14 protein-coding genes are annotated in these 15,997 nt (G+C 33.9%); 12 read left to right on the forward strand and 2 right to left on the reverse strand.

Going from position 1 to position 15,997, the window contains the following annotated elements; translation table 11 throughout:
* Positions 1–14: 14 nt before the first annotated feature.
* The 10 genes from H8909_RS04315 (at position 15) to H8909_RS04360 (ending at position 11,861) form a co-directional block, all read left to right on the forward strand.
* Entirely contained in the window at positions 15–485 is a 471-nt protein-coding gene (locus tag H8909_RS04315; RefSeq protein ID WP_117459036.1) for a ComEA family DNA-binding protein, read from the forward strand.
* A complete protein-coding gene (locus tag H8909_RS04320; RefSeq protein ID WP_187011979.1) occupies positions 476–2,455 on the forward strand; it encodes a ComEC/Rec2 family competence protein in 1,980 nt (659 codons plus the stop codon). Before H8909_RS04315 ends, H8909_RS04320 begins: the two co-directional genes overlap by 10 nt.
* Positions 2,456–2,493: 38 nt before the next feature.
* A complete protein-coding gene (holA, locus tag H8909_RS04325) occupies positions 2,494–3,453 on the forward strand; it encodes a DNA polymerase III subunit delta (RefSeq protein ID WP_187011980.1) in 960 nt (319 codons plus the stop codon).
* A 1-nt stretch (position 3,454) separates the two neighbouring features.
* The gene (hemW, locus tag H8909_RS04330; RefSeq protein ID WP_187011981.1) at positions 3,455–4,546 is read left to right on the forward strand and encodes a radical SAM family heme chaperone HemW; all 1,092 of its coding nucleotides are present in this window, start codon (positions 3,455–3,457) and stop codon (positions 4,544–4,546) included.
* A 125-nt stretch (positions 4,547–4,671) separates the two neighbouring features.
* Entirely contained in the window at positions 4,672–5,694 is a 1,023-nt protein-coding gene (gene hrcA / locus H8909_RS04335; RefSeq protein WP_187011982.1) for a heat-inducible transcriptional repressor HrcA, read from the forward strand.
* A 13-nt stretch (positions 5,695–5,707) separates the two neighbouring features.
* On the forward strand, positions 5,708–6,280 hold the full coding sequence (gene grpE, locus H8909_RS04340) for a nucleotide exchange factor GrpE (protein ID WP_238928215.1): 573 nt from the start codon (positions 5,708–5,710) through the stop codon (positions 6,278–6,280).
* Between the two features lie 17 nt (positions 6,281–6,297).
* Complete coding sequence (gene dnaK / locus H8909_RS04345) at positions 6,298–8,112, forward strand: molecular chaperone DnaK (RefSeq protein ID WP_187011983.1); 1,815 nt, start codon at positions 6,298–6,300, stop codon at positions 8,110–8,112.
* Between the two features lie 51 nt (positions 8,113–8,163).
* Positions 8,164–9,288: a molecular chaperone DnaJ gene (dnaJ, locus tag H8909_RS04350; RefSeq protein WP_117459041.1), complete on the forward strand. Its 1,125-nt coding sequence runs from the start codon at positions 8,164–8,166 to the stop codon at positions 9,286–9,288.
* Between the two features lie 540 nt (positions 9,289–9,828).
* Positions 9,829–10,992 (forward strand): RNA-guided endonuclease InsQ/TnpB family protein, encoded by a 1,164-nt coding sequence (locus tag H8909_RS04355; RefSeq protein ID WP_187011984.1) that lies wholly within the window; start codon positions 9,829–9,831, stop codon positions 10,990–10,992.
* Positions 10,993–11,183: 191 nt separating this feature from the next.
* On the forward strand, positions 11,184–11,861 hold the full coding sequence (locus tag H8909_RS04360) for a YjjG family noncanonical pyrimidine nucleotidase (protein ID WP_187011985.1): 678 nt from the start codon (positions 11,184–11,186) through the stop codon (positions 11,859–11,861).
* A 34-nt stretch (positions 11,862–11,895) separates the two neighbouring features.
* On the opposite strand, the gene rpmB is transcribed toward H8909_RS04360, so the two are convergent.
* On the reverse strand, positions 11,896–12,081 hold the full coding sequence (gene rpmB, locus H8909_RS04365; protein WP_022425067.1) for a 50S ribosomal protein L28: 186 nt from the start codon (positions 12,079–12,081) through the stop codon (positions 11,896–11,898).
* Between the two features lie 234 nt (positions 12,082–12,315).
* Between rpmB and H8909_RS04370 the strand changes: the two genes are divergently transcribed.
* Both H8909_RS04370 and H8909_RS04375 read left to right on the forward strand, forming a co-directional pair.
* A complete protein-coding gene (locus tag H8909_RS04370) occupies positions 12,316–12,669 on the forward strand; it encodes an Asp23/Gls24 family envelope stress response protein (protein WP_187011986.1) in 354 nt (117 codons plus the stop codon).
* Positions 12,670–12,680: 11 nt separating this feature from the next.
* Entirely contained in the window at positions 12,681–14,300 is a 1,620-nt protein-coding gene (locus H8909_RS04375) for a DAK2 domain-containing protein (RefSeq protein ID WP_187011987.1), read from the forward strand.
* Positions 14,301–14,413: 113 nt separating this feature from the next.
* Here the strand turns inward: H8909_RS04375 and H8909_RS04380 are convergent, their stop codons facing one another.
* Positions 14,414–15,610 carry a tyrosine-type recombinase/integrase gene (locus H8909_RS04380; protein WP_117561266.1) on the reverse strand — a complete coding sequence of 399 codons (1,197 nt, stop codon included), beginning with the start codon at positions 15,608–15,610 and terminating at the stop codon, positions 14,414–14,416.
* Between the last annotated feature and the right edge of the window lie 387 nt (positions 15,611–15,997).

Consider the following 15,997-nt stretch of genomic DNA (forward strand, 5'->3'; position numbering starts at 1 on the left):
AATTCTCTTTTTTTATGCGTCAAATTAAGATTATAGGGCTGATTCTTCTAAGTATTGCCTCATTTATATATGGTTATCAAAAGCCTGAGAAGGTCAGCTCAACACAAAAATCAGAAGTCTATATTACATTAGAAGGTGCTTTTAACAAGACAGGAGAAGTCCCTATAAAAGAAGGGATGACAATGAGTGATTTGGTTAAGGAAGTTGGAGTTAAAGAAAATGCCTGTATGGAATCTTTAAATATGAATAGAAGTATCCAGGCAGAGATGCGTCTTTACTTACCAGAAAAAAGAGCAAATATGATTTCACTCAATAAAGGAACAATAGAAGACTTTATGACATTAAAAGGAGTAGGAGAGAAAACAGCACAGAAGTTTATAGATTATAGGCAGATACAGCCCTTTTATACAATAGAAGACATTATGAATATACAAGGAATCGGTGAGAAGAAATATCTCATCTACCGTGACTACTTATGCCTTTAAGATATCATTTAGTATATTATGCAGTATTTGTCTTGTTACTATCTGTTGCTTATCTTGTTCATCCTTTATTTTATATATTTCTACTAGCTTATTTAATTTATCTAGTAAAACGATTTGGAAGAAAGATGTTATTTCTTCTTTTTTTATTACCTATTATACTTAGACCAGCCACATCAACAGAAGTGCCTTCTATTGTTTCAGGAAAGGTGAAAGATGTTAGAGATAATTATGTTATTTTAAATACTGGTTATGGGAAGATTAAAGCCTATACAGATCATAAGTTTCAATATAATGATGAAGTACTTGTTAAATTGAACTTTCTAGAAATCAAGCATCGTAAAGATCCTATAGGTTATGATGAATATCATTCATTCAAAGCTAACAATATCGTTGCAAAGGCTAAAATCACCCATATTACTTCTGTCTCATCTCATCCCTCTTTTTATCAATTATTAGAAAAACAGTTTTCTTCCTCAAAATCTATTAAAAGCTATCAGAAGCTATTTATCTTAGGCATTAAAGATGAAGCCATTAAAGAAGACTATTCACTCCTCACAAGTCTTTCTCTTGTACATATGTTTGCTCTTTCAGGAATGCATATTCATTTACTCTATAAATGTCTCAGTCTTATTAAATCATTTATACGTGATGATATTGCAGATATCATCATTAAAGTACTTATAGGCTTTTATATTTTTTCTATACCTTATAATATATCTCTTCATCGTGCTTTTTATATGTTAGTAATTTATGATCTTGTGAAGGAGAAGTTCAATCAACTAGATGTTTTATCATTTCTTGTTTTAGTTAATGTAATTAAGAATCCTTATATCATCTTTAGTATTTCTTTTGTCTTTTCATATTTTATTTATTTTCTTGTCATTATGACCAAACATTTCCCATACCGCTCTTTCCTTATTTATTTAGGTGGTATTCCTATTGTCCTCTCACTTAATTTCTCTATCAATATCTTTTCTTATTTCTTAACAGTTCTTCTTTCTCCTTTTATATCCTGTTTTTATATTGTGACACTTCTCTCTCTTATTTTTCCAATAAATCTAATTATGAAGATGATGATTGGCTACCAACAGATGATTCTTACCTTTATTACTTCATTGAATGCAGAAATCATTTTTCAAAAACCAACACTCTCATTTATTATTCTTTATTACATTATCTTGTTTAATATCTTCTTATTATTAGAAGAAAAAAAGAGTATTCAATTTTCTATGTCGTTGTTGTGCGCACTACTGACCAGCTTCCATATATATAGTATCTATAAACCTTATACGCAGGTCTCTACTATTGATGTAGGCCAGGGAGATTGTTCACTCATTCGTCTCCCTTTTAATCAAGGAAATTATTTGATTGATACAGGTGGTAATAGGGAATATGATATTGCCTCGCATAATGTCATCCCTTATCTTAAATCACAGGGTATACCGTGTATTGATAGAGTTTATATATATCATCATGATTATGATCACTATGGTGCATTAGATTCATTAAAGAAGAAATATAAAGTCAAGCGTATTATTGATACGTATCAGAAAGAAGAGAAGAATAAGCTCATTACAATCAAGATGCTTAAAAGTGATGTTATCTATCCTTCCACTAATGAAAACTCATTAGTCATGTTAGTTACAACAGGAGGCTATAATTATTTATTTACAGGTGATATCCCAAGTAACGTAGAAGAAGATCTTTATAAGAAATATGGGGAAATAGATGTGGATGTCTTAAAGGTCGCACATCATGGCAGTGGTTATTCTTCTTCTGTAACATTCTTTCAAATGGTTCATCCACGTATCGCAATGATTGGTGTAGGAGAACATAATCTCTATGGACATCCAGCTCATATTGTCATTAAACGATTAGAAGAAAGAAAGATTAAAATACTACGTACAGATCTTGATGGCAGCTTTTCTATTATCACTTATTTAGGAGAACATCTTATTTACCGTTATTAATAAATATATGGTAGAATAGGACAAAAGGATGGAGAACTATGAATATTGTATTATATGGAGAAGAAAAACTATTACTTGCACAAAGATTAGAAGACTTAAAAAAGAAATATCAATGCACAAGTGATGACATGAACTATATGGTCTATCATGCAGGTGAAACACCTATGAAGGACATTATTGAAGATGCTTTAACACAACCTTTTATTACAGAATATAAGATGGTTGTATTAAAGAATCCAATCTTTCTTACAAAAGAGAAGCCTAAAAAGAAGCTAGTCACAGATGAAGATATTAAACTGTTTTTAGATTATATTGAACATGATAATCCAACAACATTATTTGTAATATATCATGATCAGCGTAACTTTGATGAAAGAAAGAAAGTAGTTAAATCATTACGTAAAAATGCGAAATGGTATGAAATAGAGAAATTAACCTTCAATCAGCTTTATAAGGCTACTAGAGAAGCTATTGTTCATAGAAATGCCTCTATTGAAGACAATGCTCTTGCTTTATTACTAGAACGCTGTGGAAATGATCTTCTCACTATTTCTAATCAGGTAGAGAAATTATGTCTCTATACACATAGTATAAAGAAAGAAGATGTTGAAAGATTAGTCCCACCACGAGTTGAAGAGGATGTCTTTAAGTTAACTAATGCATTATTGAATCATGATTTAAGAAATACAATGCGTGTTTATCAAGACTTAATCTCTAAGAAACATGATCCTTTAGAACTCATTGGTTTAATTGCGAATGCATTACGTAATCTCTATCAGGTCTCTATTATGAGCAAGAAGGGCTATCGTGATAATGATATTGCCTCAGCACTCGGTCTTAATCCTCGTGCTATCTATCCAATTTGTAAAAATGCAGCACATTTTGATATCACTGAACTCATGGAAAAACTCTATGCCTTATCAGAACTAGATTATGCAATCAAGACAGGTACAGTAGATAAATTTAGAGGATTAGAACTTTTCTTGATGAGGATATAATATGGAAACAAAAGCACTTTATATTCATATTCCTTTTTGTGATCATATCTGTTCTTATTGCGATTTCGCAAAGGTCTATTATCGTGAAGAGTTTGTCTTAAAATATTTAGAACGATTAAAGGAAGAACTTGATGCACTTCCTCATCATATTATGAGAACTATTTATATAGGAGGAGGAACACCAAGCGCTCTTTCTTTAAAACAATTAGATATCTTATTAAGCATGGTTGATCCTTTTGTAGGTGATGATACTCTCGAATATACAATAGAAGTCAATCCTGAATCAGCAACGCTAGATAAACTAGAATGTATGCATACTCATGGTGTGAATCGAATAAGCGCTGGTGTACAGACATTTAATAATGATTTATTAAAAAAGATTGAACGTTATCATACTTCCGATATTGCGAAAGAAGTAGTAAGAAATGCAAAGGCTATAGGCTTTAAGCATATCTCCATTGATTTGATGTATGGACTTCCTGGACAAACCCTAGAAGATGTAAAAGAAGACTTGTATATTGCTCTATCACTTCCTGTTAATCATTTATCTTATTATTCACTTATATTGGAGGAACATACACGTTTATATGATTCCTTTGAACCTCTTGATGAAGAAACAGAAGGAAAGTGGAGTGATTATATTGTAGAGACACTTTCTCATGCTGGTTTTCATCGCTATGAAGTCTCTAACTATGCGTTAGGAAATCATGAATCAGAACATAATAAAGTTTATTGGCATTATGATAACTATTATGGTGTGGGCATTGGTGCGACAGGTAAAATAGATAATGAACTTATTTCTCACTCGCGTAGTCTTACTGATTACTTGCAGGGGAAGAATACAATATATATAGAAAAAGAAACAATTGAAGATACAATGTTTAATCATCTTATGATGTCTTTACGTCTAAAAGAAGGATTAGACCTTGATGAATTTAAAAGAAGATATCATTGTTCTGTAGAAGATGTCTATAAAGAAGCTCTCACTAAGAACCTTGGTAATCATTCGTTGATTATTGAAAACAATCATTTGAAAACAAATGATACACTCGATCTTCTTAATTCCATTCTTCTAGATTTCTTACCAGAATAAAGGGTTTCTCAAATTAGAGAAACCCTTTTTAATATAAACTAGCACTAAAGTCTTGACACTGCTAAAAAAGAATGTATAATGAATCTAGCACAAGAGGAAAAAGAGTGCTAAGGAGGTGCTTGGGAATGCTTTCGGCAAGACAAATGCTTATATTTAAATATATTGTCGAAGAGTTTATTGAAACAGCAGAACCTGTTGGATCTAAGCTTCTAATGACAAAATATGAATTACCATATTCAAGCGCCACTATTCGAAATGAAATGAGCAAGCTTGAAGAACTTGGCTTTCTAGTGAAGACACATACATCTTCTGGTCGTGTTCCTTCTAAGAAGGGATATTACTATTATGTAAATACTTTGCTTCAGCCAAATGTCGACGAACAGGTAAAGAACCAGGTTGCAACTATCTTTAGTGATACACATCAATCATTGAATAATTTGATTAAAGAAAGCTGCGAAATGTTAAGCCAGTTGACTGATCTAACGGCGGTTGCTCTAGGACCTAATTCAAGTTATGAATCTCTGCAGAACATTACACTTGTTCCAATTGGGACGCGCAATGTGACTGCGATTATTGTAACGGATAAGGGACATGTAGAAAATCGAGTTTTCACTTTATCTGAGACATTGAGTTTGGATGATTTACAATCTTGTGTGGCTGTAATGAACGACACATTAGTAGGAACGCCAATTAATCAGGTGGCAGATAGATTAGAAAACGATGTCAAGCCAATCCTCAATACGAGAATCAAGGAACATGAAATCTTGTTTAATGCTTTCTTAGAAGCATTTATGAAGTTTGCAAGAAACAATGTATATTTCTCTGGTAAAGATCATTTGCTGTATCAACCAGAATACAATGATGTCAACAAGTTAAGAAAATTAGTGAGTGCATTTGAAAATTCATCAAACTGGAATTTCTTAGCACCAACTGATGATGATGGTATCAAGGTATTAATTGGTGATGATTCAAATGTATCTGGACTTGATGATGTATCAGTTATTTCATCTTCTTTTGATACAGGAGGAGCTAGTAAAGGAACGATTTCTGTAATCGGTCCAACACGTATGCCTTACAAGAAAGTTGTATCGCTTGTAGAATATATTACTGAAAATATAGAAAGAATCATCAAGGAAAATGATGAGTAGAAGAGGTGAGACCATGGCAGAAGAAATGAAGAAAGAAGCAGAAGAAACTGTTGAAGAATCTACTAAGGAAGAAGCTGAAAAAGTAAAAGAAGAAACAACTGAAGAAACAGCTGAAGAAACAGTAGATCCTAAAGATGAAAAGATTAAGGATTTAGAATCTCAAATCAACAAGTGGAAGACAGATTATTATAAAGTATTCGCTGATATGGAAAACTTAAAGAAAAGACTTAAAAATGAACATGCGAATCAGTTAAAGTATGCAATGCAGTCTTTTATTGAAGAGTTATTACCAGTTATTGATAACTATGAAAGATCATTAACTGTTGAACCTGAAAGCGAAGAAGGTAAGAATATTCTTAAGGGTAATAAGATGATTTTGAACCAGTTAATGAATATTCTTGGTAAGAATGGTGTAACTGTGATTGAAGCACAGGGTAAGGAATTTGATCCAAATATGCACCAGGCAGTCATGCAGGATGATAATCCTGACTTTGGTCCAAATATTGTGACTGAAGAATTACAAAAAGGTTATATGTTAAAAGATAGAGTAATTAGAGCAACTTTAGTGAAAGTGAATAAGGATTAATAGGAGGAGAACTTATTATGAGTAAAATTATTGGTATTGATTTAGGTACAACAAATTCATGTGTCAGTGTTATGGAAAATGGTGAAGCAAAAGTAATTGCAAATCCAGAAGGAATGAGAACAACTCCATCAGTTGTTGCATTCAAGAACGGTGAAATCATCGTTGGTGAAGCTGCAAAGCGTCAGGCTGTTACAAATCCTGATACTGTAGCATCAATCAAGAGACATATGGGTACAAACTATAAAGAACATGTAAATGGTCGTGATTATACACCAGAAGAAATTTCAGCAATGATTCTTCAGAACTTAAAGGCTACTGCTGAAAGCTATTTAGGTGAAAAAGTAACTAAGGCAGTTATCACAGTTCCAGCTTACTTCAATGATGCTCAGCGTCAGGCTACTAAGGATGCTGGTAAGATTGCAGGTCTTGATGTTGAACGTATTATCAACGAACCTACAGCTGCGGCACTTGCTTATGGTGTAGATAAAACTGAACAGGAACAGAAAGTATTAGTATATGACTTAGGTGGAGGAACATTCGATGTTTCTATCCTTGACTTATATGATGGTACATTTGATGTATTAGCCACTGCAGGTAACAACCGCTTAGGTGGTGATGACTTCGATAAGAAAGTTATGGACTACATGGTTTCTGAATTCAAGAAAGAAAACGGTGTTGATTTAAGCGCTGATAAGATGGCTATGCAGAGAGTAAAAGATGCTGCAGAAAAGGCTAAGAAAGACTTATCTGGTATGATGCAGACTCAGATCTCATTACCATATATCACTGCTGGTGCTAATGGACCACTTCATTTAGATATGACTCTTACAAGAGCTAAATTTGATGAATTAACAGCTGATTTAGTTGCTAAAACAGAAGTTCCAGTAAGACAGGCATTAACTGATGCGAAAGTATCTGCTTCTGAAATCGATCAGATCTTATTAGTTGGTGGTTCTACTCGTATCATTGCAGTACAGGAATCAGTTAAGAGATTATTAGGAAAAGAACCTAACAAGTCAGTTAACCCTGATGAAGTAGTATCTATGGGTGCTGCAATCCAGGGCGGTGTTATCACTGGTGATGTTAAGGATGTCGTATTACTTGATGTTACACCATTATCACTTGGTATTGAAACTATGGGTGGCGTTATGACAGTATTAATCCCTCGTAACACAACTATCCCTACTACTAAATCACAGATTTTCTCAACTGCTGCTGATAACCAGCCAGCTGTAGATATCAACGTATTACAGGGTGAACGTGCAATGGCTAAAGATAATAAGCAGTTAGGCTTATTTAAACTTGATGGTATTGAACCAGCTCCAAGAGGTATTCCTCAGATTGAAGTATCATTTGATATCGACGTTAACGGTATCGTAAACGTTAAAGCAAAGGATATGAAGACAAACAAAGAACAGTCTATCACTATTCAGAACTCTACAGGTTTAAGTGAAGAAGAAATCGATAGAATGGTTAAGGAAGCTGAAAGCAATAAGGCTGACGATGAAAAGAAACGTAAAGACATCGAAACTAAGAACAAAGCAGAAGCTATGATCAACCAGATTGATAAGGCTTTAGCTGAACAGGGTGCTAACCTTCCAGAAGATCAGAAGAAGCAGGCTACAGCTTTAAGAGATGAACTTAAGACTGCATTAGACAATAATGATATGGCTACTCTTGAATCTAAGATGAGCGAACTTGAACAGATTGCTCAGCAGATGGCTGCTGCTCAGTATCAGCAGCAGAATGCTGGTAACACAGCAGGTGCAGACACTTCATCTAACAACAATAACGATGATTTCGTTGATGCAGACTTTACTGAAAAGAACTAACAAGAAAGCCAAGGGTAATCCCCTTGGCTTATATTAAATGAGGTGTAATTTATGGCAGATAAGAGAGATTACTATGAAGTCCTTGGTGTATCTAGGGATGCTTCAAAAGATGAAATAAAACGTGCCTATCGTAAGATGGCAAAGAAATATCACCCTGATGTGAATAAAGCGCCAGATGCAGCAGACAAGTTCAAGGAAGTTAATGAAGCCTATGAAGTTCTTTCTGACGAGAATAAGAAGGCGGCTTATGACCGTTATGGACATGCAGCATTTGAACAGGGTGGTGCAGGTGCTGGAGGATTTGGTGGCCAGGGATTTGGCGGATTTGAAGATATGGACTTTGGTGATATCTTCGGTTCATTCTTTGGCGGAGGACAGTCACGTTCTAGAAGACCTACAGGACCACAAAAAGGTGAAGACCGTTATGTTCAGATAGAAATTGATTTCATGGATGCTATCAAGGGTAAAAAGACTGAACTTAAGATTAACTATGATGAACAGTGTTCTCATTGTCATGGTACAGGTGCTAAGAATCCTAATGATGTGCATACATGTTCTAGATGTGGTGGAACAGGACGTATTAGAGTACAGCAGCGTTCACCATTTGGTACTATCATTAATGAATCAGTCTGCCCAGACTGTCATGGTACAGGTAAGGTAGTCAAGGATAAGTGTCCACATTGTCACGGTTCAGGATATATTAATAAGAATGTTACTGTAGAATTAACTATCCCAGCTGGTATTAATTCTCATCAGCAGTTACGTGTCGCTGGTAAAGGACAGCGTGGTGTCAATGGTGGACCTAATGGTGATTTATATGTAGAAATCTATGTACGTCCACATAAATACTTTGTGAGAAACGGTAATGATATTTCTATATCAGTTCCAGTTTCTGCAGTAGATGCAACTCTTGGCTGTGAAGTTGAAGTACCTACTGTTTATGGTGATGTCACTATGAAGATTCCAGCAGGAACACAAACTGGTACAGTTATGAGACTTAAGGGTAAAGGTGTAAAGAACATGCGTGGTGATACTTATGGTGATCAGTATGTTCAGGTTAACGTTTCTATTCCTAAGAAGTTAAGCAAGAAAGAAAAAGACCTTTATACAAAACTTAAAGAATTAGATGAAAAAGAATCTATTTTTGATCAATTTAAGAAATCATTCAAGAGATAGGGATATTGAGTATTCCTATCTTTTTTGTATAATGAAATAAGGAAGAAAATATAAGTAACTAAATATATCGACTATTGTGATTAAATGTGTTCAAATCTCCTCAAAGGAGAGCGTTAAAATGAAAACATCAAATATCACAAATTATAAATTAAAGGATTTTACTGAACTTTTAGGCGTATCTGTTAAGATGTTATAACGTTGAGATAGAAAAGGAACTTTAAAGGCAAACCGAACCAAAACTACAGGCATTATTATACGTATAATCATCATTTACTAAATCAAGTTACATTTTTAAGATAGTTTTGTAATGTAAAAGAATTATTTGAATACCCACAGACCACAGGTTAGTGAAAATTAAATTATATAAACGCCTATAAATCGGCGTTCATGAAGCTTAACTTGATGCATAGATTTTCCATTTGTACTATAATTAGATTAGAAATCAGATGGAGAACTCATGCAGTATATTGTTTCAATACTTCATGTGTTCTCCTGCAGGCTGTATGGGGTTAGTAAGTATAAAAAAACAGATAGAAAGGGATGAGGAAATTGCTGAAGAGTTTCAAGACGGAAATAAATCCGACAGAGGAGCAGAAAGTCAGGATTCGTAAAACAATAGGTACTTGCAGATTTATCTATAACTTCTATCTTGCTCATAATAAGGAGCTTCATGAAAGTGGCAAAAAGTTTATGGGCAGCAGTCAGTTTAGAGTATGGTTCAACAATGAGTTTCTTCCGAGCCATCCAGAATATTCCTGGATCAGGGAAGCTTATTCGAAATCGGTAACACAGGCAGTAAATAACGGACAGACCGCATTTGAAAAATTCTTTAATCACAAGAGTGCCTTTCCAAAATTTAAGAAGAAAGGCAGATCTGATGTGAAAATGTATTTTGTAAGGAATAATCCAAAAGATTGCAGTTGCGAAAGACACAGAATCAAGATTCCGTCACTTGGTTGGGTACGCATCAAAGAGAAAGGATATATTCCAACTACAAAAGATGGATACGTAATTAAGAGCGGTCATGTTTCAATAAAGGCTGACAGATACTATGTTTCAGTTCTTATAGAAATCCCAGATCACAGGATAGCTAACAATTCCAGTGAAGGAATTGGCATTGACCTTGGATTAAAGGACTTTGCGATTGTTTCTAATGGAAAGATTTATAAGAACATCAATAAATCTGCAAAACTAAAGAAGCTTGAAAAAAAGCTTGTTCGAGAACAGAGAAGTCTTTCTCGAAAGTATGAAAATCTAAAGAAAGGAGGGTCCACTCAAAAAAGAAATATACAGAAACAAAGGCTTAAGATACAGAAGCTTCATCATAGAATTGACAATATTCGTACTGATTACATCAATAAGACAATCGCAGAGATAGTGAAAACCAAGCCATCTTATATAACGATTGAAGATCTAAACGTATCAGGAATGATGAAGAACAGACATCTTTCAAAGGCAGTTGCTTCGCAGAAGTTTTATGAATTTAAAAGAAAGCTTCAAGCTAAATGCAAGGAAAACGGAATCGAACTTCGAATAGTAGATAGATGGTTCCCATCATCTAAGACATGTCACTGCTGCAAAAGTATCAAGAAAGATTTAAAGCTTTCAGATAGACTTTTCAGATGTGATTGTGGTTATATCGAAGACAGAGATTTCAATGCTGCACTTAATCTGAGAGATGCTACGACTTACGAAGTTGCATAAACAAACGCAAACGTAGGTATGTACCGAAGGCTATTTCGGGAATTTACGACTATGGAGTGTACTAGAACTTGTGAGTAGATATGATTTCGGTCAATCAAAAGCATACACGATGACATAGTAAGTAATGTTCGTGAGAACTTACATTATCTCTATGTGAGTATATTTAATCACATTTTGAGTGGCAGGACATTATGAAATATAAAACTATATTATGGGATATAGATGGCACACTTCTTAATTTTGAAATGTCTGAAAGAATCAGCATGGAAAAATGTTTAGAGAAGCATGGCGTATCTATGACAAAAGCACAATTTGAAGAATACAAAAAGATTAATAAAGAATGCTGGAAGATGATTGAAAAGGATCATTCAAGAAGGAATGAACTTATGGTGAAACGTTTTGTAGACTTTTTTACATTACTTAATGTTTCTATTGATGGTGTTCAGTTTAATAAAGATTATCAGGAAGCATTAGGTACTTATTATTGTTTGAATAAATTCGCCTTAGAAGTCATTTTGGCACTTAAACCACATTGCAAGCAGTATGCGGCATCAAATGGCTCAAAAGTCGCTCAGTTAGGCAAATTAAAGGGTACAGGGCTTTATGACTTATTTGATGATATATTCATCTCAGAAGATGTAGGGTATGAAAAGCCAGATATTACATACTTTAATTATATTAAAGAAAAGACCCACTATGATCCTGATACCACAATTATTATTGGAGACTCACTTACAAGCGATATGAAGGGTGGAGAAAACGCTGGCATCGATACATGCTACTTTAATCCAAAACATCAAAAAAACACTTCTCAAGCTGTCACATATGAAATAGACAAACTTATAGAAGTGTTAGACATAGTAAAATAAAAGAGGCTGTTACCAGCCTCTATTATTATATCGATTAAGCGCTCTTTCTTAAAGTTCTTAACTGTCTTGCAGAAACTCTTACCTTTGTAGGCTTACCATCGATGATGACAGTAGCTTTCTGTAAGTTAACATTCCACTTTCTTCTTGTAGCGTTTAATGCATGAGAACGGTTGTTACCAGACATAGGTCCTTTACCGCTAAGCTGACATTTTCTAGACATTGAATTCACCATCCTTTTACTTGTTTCACATACTCGTGTATCTTACCATCTACCTCATCAAAAATCAATCATTTTTTTAATTAATCTGTCCAAAATGTAAAAAAAGTTGAATATATGGACAAAATAAGGATTGAAAAATCTTTATTGTTTGCTATAATCCTAATTGTTTGTAATGTTTGTGTATATGATATATAATTACTATTATGAAAAAAGAATAAAAATGGAGGAATCAATATGATTAAAAAAACAACTGATCTTGGAAATATAGATATTTCAAATGACGTTATTGCTACTATTTGTGGTGGAGCTGCAACAGAATGTTATGGTGTTGTAGGTATGGCTAGCCAGAAGATGATGGATGGTTTTTATGATCTTCTAGGTAAAGATAATTATTCTAAAGGAATTGTTGTTGAAGAAGGTCAGACTGGTTCTATTATTAATCTTTATATTATTGTAGGTTACGGTGTGAAGATTTCTGAAATCGTATATGAAGTACAGAAGAAAGTGAAATATGTACTAGAAAAGACTCTAGATATTGATGTTGAAGCTGTGAATGTTTATGTTCAGAGCATCCGTGTAATGGACTAGGAGGATGAAGCATGAAGGAAATTAACGGTAAAATGTTTAAACAGATGGTCTTAAGTGGGGCTATCGTATTACATAATAATCATCCTGAGGTAGATGCTTTAAACGTCTTCCCAGTACCAGATGGAGATACAGGTACTAATATGTCTCTTACATTCAATTCTGGGGCTGAACAGGTTGAAAAGCTTGCTGATGATACACCTATTGGTGATATCGCTAAAACTCTTTCTAAGGGCTTATTAATGGGAGCAAGAGGTAACTCTGGTGTTATCCTTTCTCAGATCTTTAGAGGTGTCGCTAAATCACTTAAGGGAAAAGAAACAGCAAACGTATCAGAATTATCTGATGCATTCTCTTCTGGTGCTAAAGTGGCTTATAAAGCAGTTATGCGCCCAGTAGAAGGAACAATCTTAACAGTTATCAGAGAATCTGCTGATGCAGCTGCTAAGTATGTACAGCCAGATATGGAAATTGAAGACTGGTTCTCTTACTTTGTAAAGAGTGCTGAAAAGTCTTTAGATAATACACCTGAACTTCTTCCAGTATTAAAAGAAGTAGGTGTAGTTGACTCAGGAGGAGCTGGTTTATTATTAGTATTAACTGGTTTCATGGCTGCTCTTGCTGGTGAAGTGATTGAAAAAGTAGATAATGTTGGTGCTGCAAGTGATGTGGAAATTGTACAGGAAGAAGAAAAGCCTTATGGTTATCGTGTACAGTTCACATTAAAGATTGATGACAGAAAGATGAATGCATTCAACTTAGATGGTTTTATCAATGAGTTAAAGAATTTACCAGGGAAGAACGTAGATGTAGCACAGAAAGATAACAAGGTTATTGGTAATGTAGATACATTAAAGCCTGGTAATGCATTAAATACAGGTCTTCGTTTTGGTGAATTCACTAAGGTAACTGTAGTGAATACTGAAGTATCTGAAGAAGAAAAAGAAGAAGAAATCCCAATGGCTCCTGCTAAGGAAATGGCTCTTATTTCTGTGGCTGCAGGTGATGGTATTAAGGATATGTTCCTTGAATTAAATTGTGATCATGTTGTATCTGGTGGTCAGACAATGAACCCAGCAACTGAAGATATCGTTAAAGCAATCAAGGGTGTGAATGCAAAGCATGTCATCATTCTTCCAAATAACTCCAATATCGTCATGACTGCGCAGCAGGCAGCTACAGTATTAGAAGGAGAAGTAGATGTTGTAGTATTACCTACTAAGACTATTCCTCAGGGATTATCTGCTGCTATCATGTATAATCCAGAAGCAACATTAGATGAAAATGTGGATGAAATGAAGGAAGCTATTGCGAATGTAAAGACTGGTCAGGTAACTTTCGCAATCAAGGATACTTCAATTGATGGATTAGAAATTAAAGCAAATAACTATATGGCTTTATGTGAAAAGAAGATTGTGGCTTGTGTACCAGATAAGCTAGAAGCATTAAAGAATGTCTTAAGCAATCTTGTAGATGAAGATTCTGAAATCGTTACACTTATTTGTGGTGAAGACGTAACAGAAGAAGAACAGGAAGCAGCTAGAAGCTTCATTGAAGAAAACTATGAAGATGTAGAATGTGAAGTTCATGTTGGTAAACAGCCAGTTTACTCATTTATTGTTGGTGTAGAATAATAAAATCAGTCAAAAAGTGCCGATAAATAGGGCGCTTTTTGTATATATAAATATTTTTGGTGTTTATTTGGTGTTTAAAGTTGTTTATGGTTGATTAATTTGAATAAAAATACTTATGATTCAAGATTAAATTCAATTAATTGTGCAACGACTTGTTGTTGCGATTTTAAGACATCAATGTAAACGTTCGCAGTTGTTTGAATATCGTTATGACCTAAATGGGCAGATACAATTTTTAAATCAACTCCATTCATTAATAGTAAAGTTGCATTTGCATGACGTAAGGAATGAACAGTGATATATTCATAGTTTGTTCCTTTTTTTAATGAACTTAATCTATTATTTATATTTGCTTTTTGGATATAGCCACCAGTATCTTGAGTAAATACTAAATTTAAATCTTGCCAGACATCTTTTAATGCTTTTTTCATTTTATCTTGTTCTTCTTTGATTTGTTGAAGAAGACTATACACTGTGTTGTTCATTCCTAGTATTCGGTAACTGTTATCTGTTTTTGGAGGACCAATTTTAAACTCACCTTTAACATAGTTGATTGTTTTGTTAATATTGATGGTACGTTTTTCAAAATCAATATCATCCCACGTAAGTGCTAGTGTTTCTCCAATTCTCATACCTGTGTATAGTTGAAAGTGAATCACAGCATTATAGGTATCAAAATTTTCACTACGTTTCAATAAATCTTTAATTTGATCAATTTCGAACGGGGGAAGTTTTTGAGTTTTGTTTCTTTTTGGCTTTATCGCATTTGTACAAGGATTATCTTTGATCCAACCTTGCTTAACTGCAATGTCAAAGAGTGTGTGTAATTTAGAAAAAATCAGTTGGGTGTAAGAATCTTTATAGTATTTTGTTGGTTTAATAGGTTTACCATCTTTATCTTTATATATAGCAACATCATATAAAAAGGCGGTAATTCTATTAGGTGAAAAGTCACCTAACTTTATATGTCCTATTTCTGGTAGAATCTTTGCTTCAACGATATTTCGCATCGTTTCTTGCGTGGATTCTCTTAGATAGTTTGGAGCGTAATATTTACTAAACCAATCCCATACTTCAGATAGTTTCATGCTAACACCACTTGCTTGATTTTTTTTATATTGATCTGTAAAATCAAGCTCCATTTGTTGAGCTATCTTTCTAGCTTGTCGTAGTGGCATATCTTTTGGAGGTTTAAAGGTTTTAGTTTTTCTTACTTGTCTATAGTTACCATTTTTATCTATTTTATATCCGTCATATGCAGTAATTCTAAAACTAATTCCAGTTTTAGTTTTTCTTTCTTGTATTGACATATTATTTCACGCTCCTTGTTTGTATAGTTAAAATGTAGTTTTTTAAAATATGATTTCTAATAGTGTAATCAGAGTCAATAGTTAAAATAGAAATTGATTTTTCATCTAATCCTAATTTTATTTGGATAAATTCATCATGGTTTCGAAAATTATCTTCGTTTAAAAGATAATCTAAAGAAACATAATAGAGTTTTGGTAGAGCATATAGGATTTTATTGCTGGGAATACAAAGCCCATGTTCGTAGTGAGATAAAGCTTGGAAACTAACTGAATATTACGGAGTGGCAAGGCCACTCCATACGGTAAAATAAGTCCATCCATTACGCTAGAAAAGTCCAGTGAATCCGTTAAACAAGTCCATCATATTTAATATAAAGATTTGCATCT

Source organism: Catenibacterium faecis, assembly GCF_014306455.1.
GTDB lineage: Bacteria > Bacillota_I > Bacilli_A > Erysipelotrichales > Coprobacillaceae > Catenibacterium > Catenibacterium mitsuoka_A.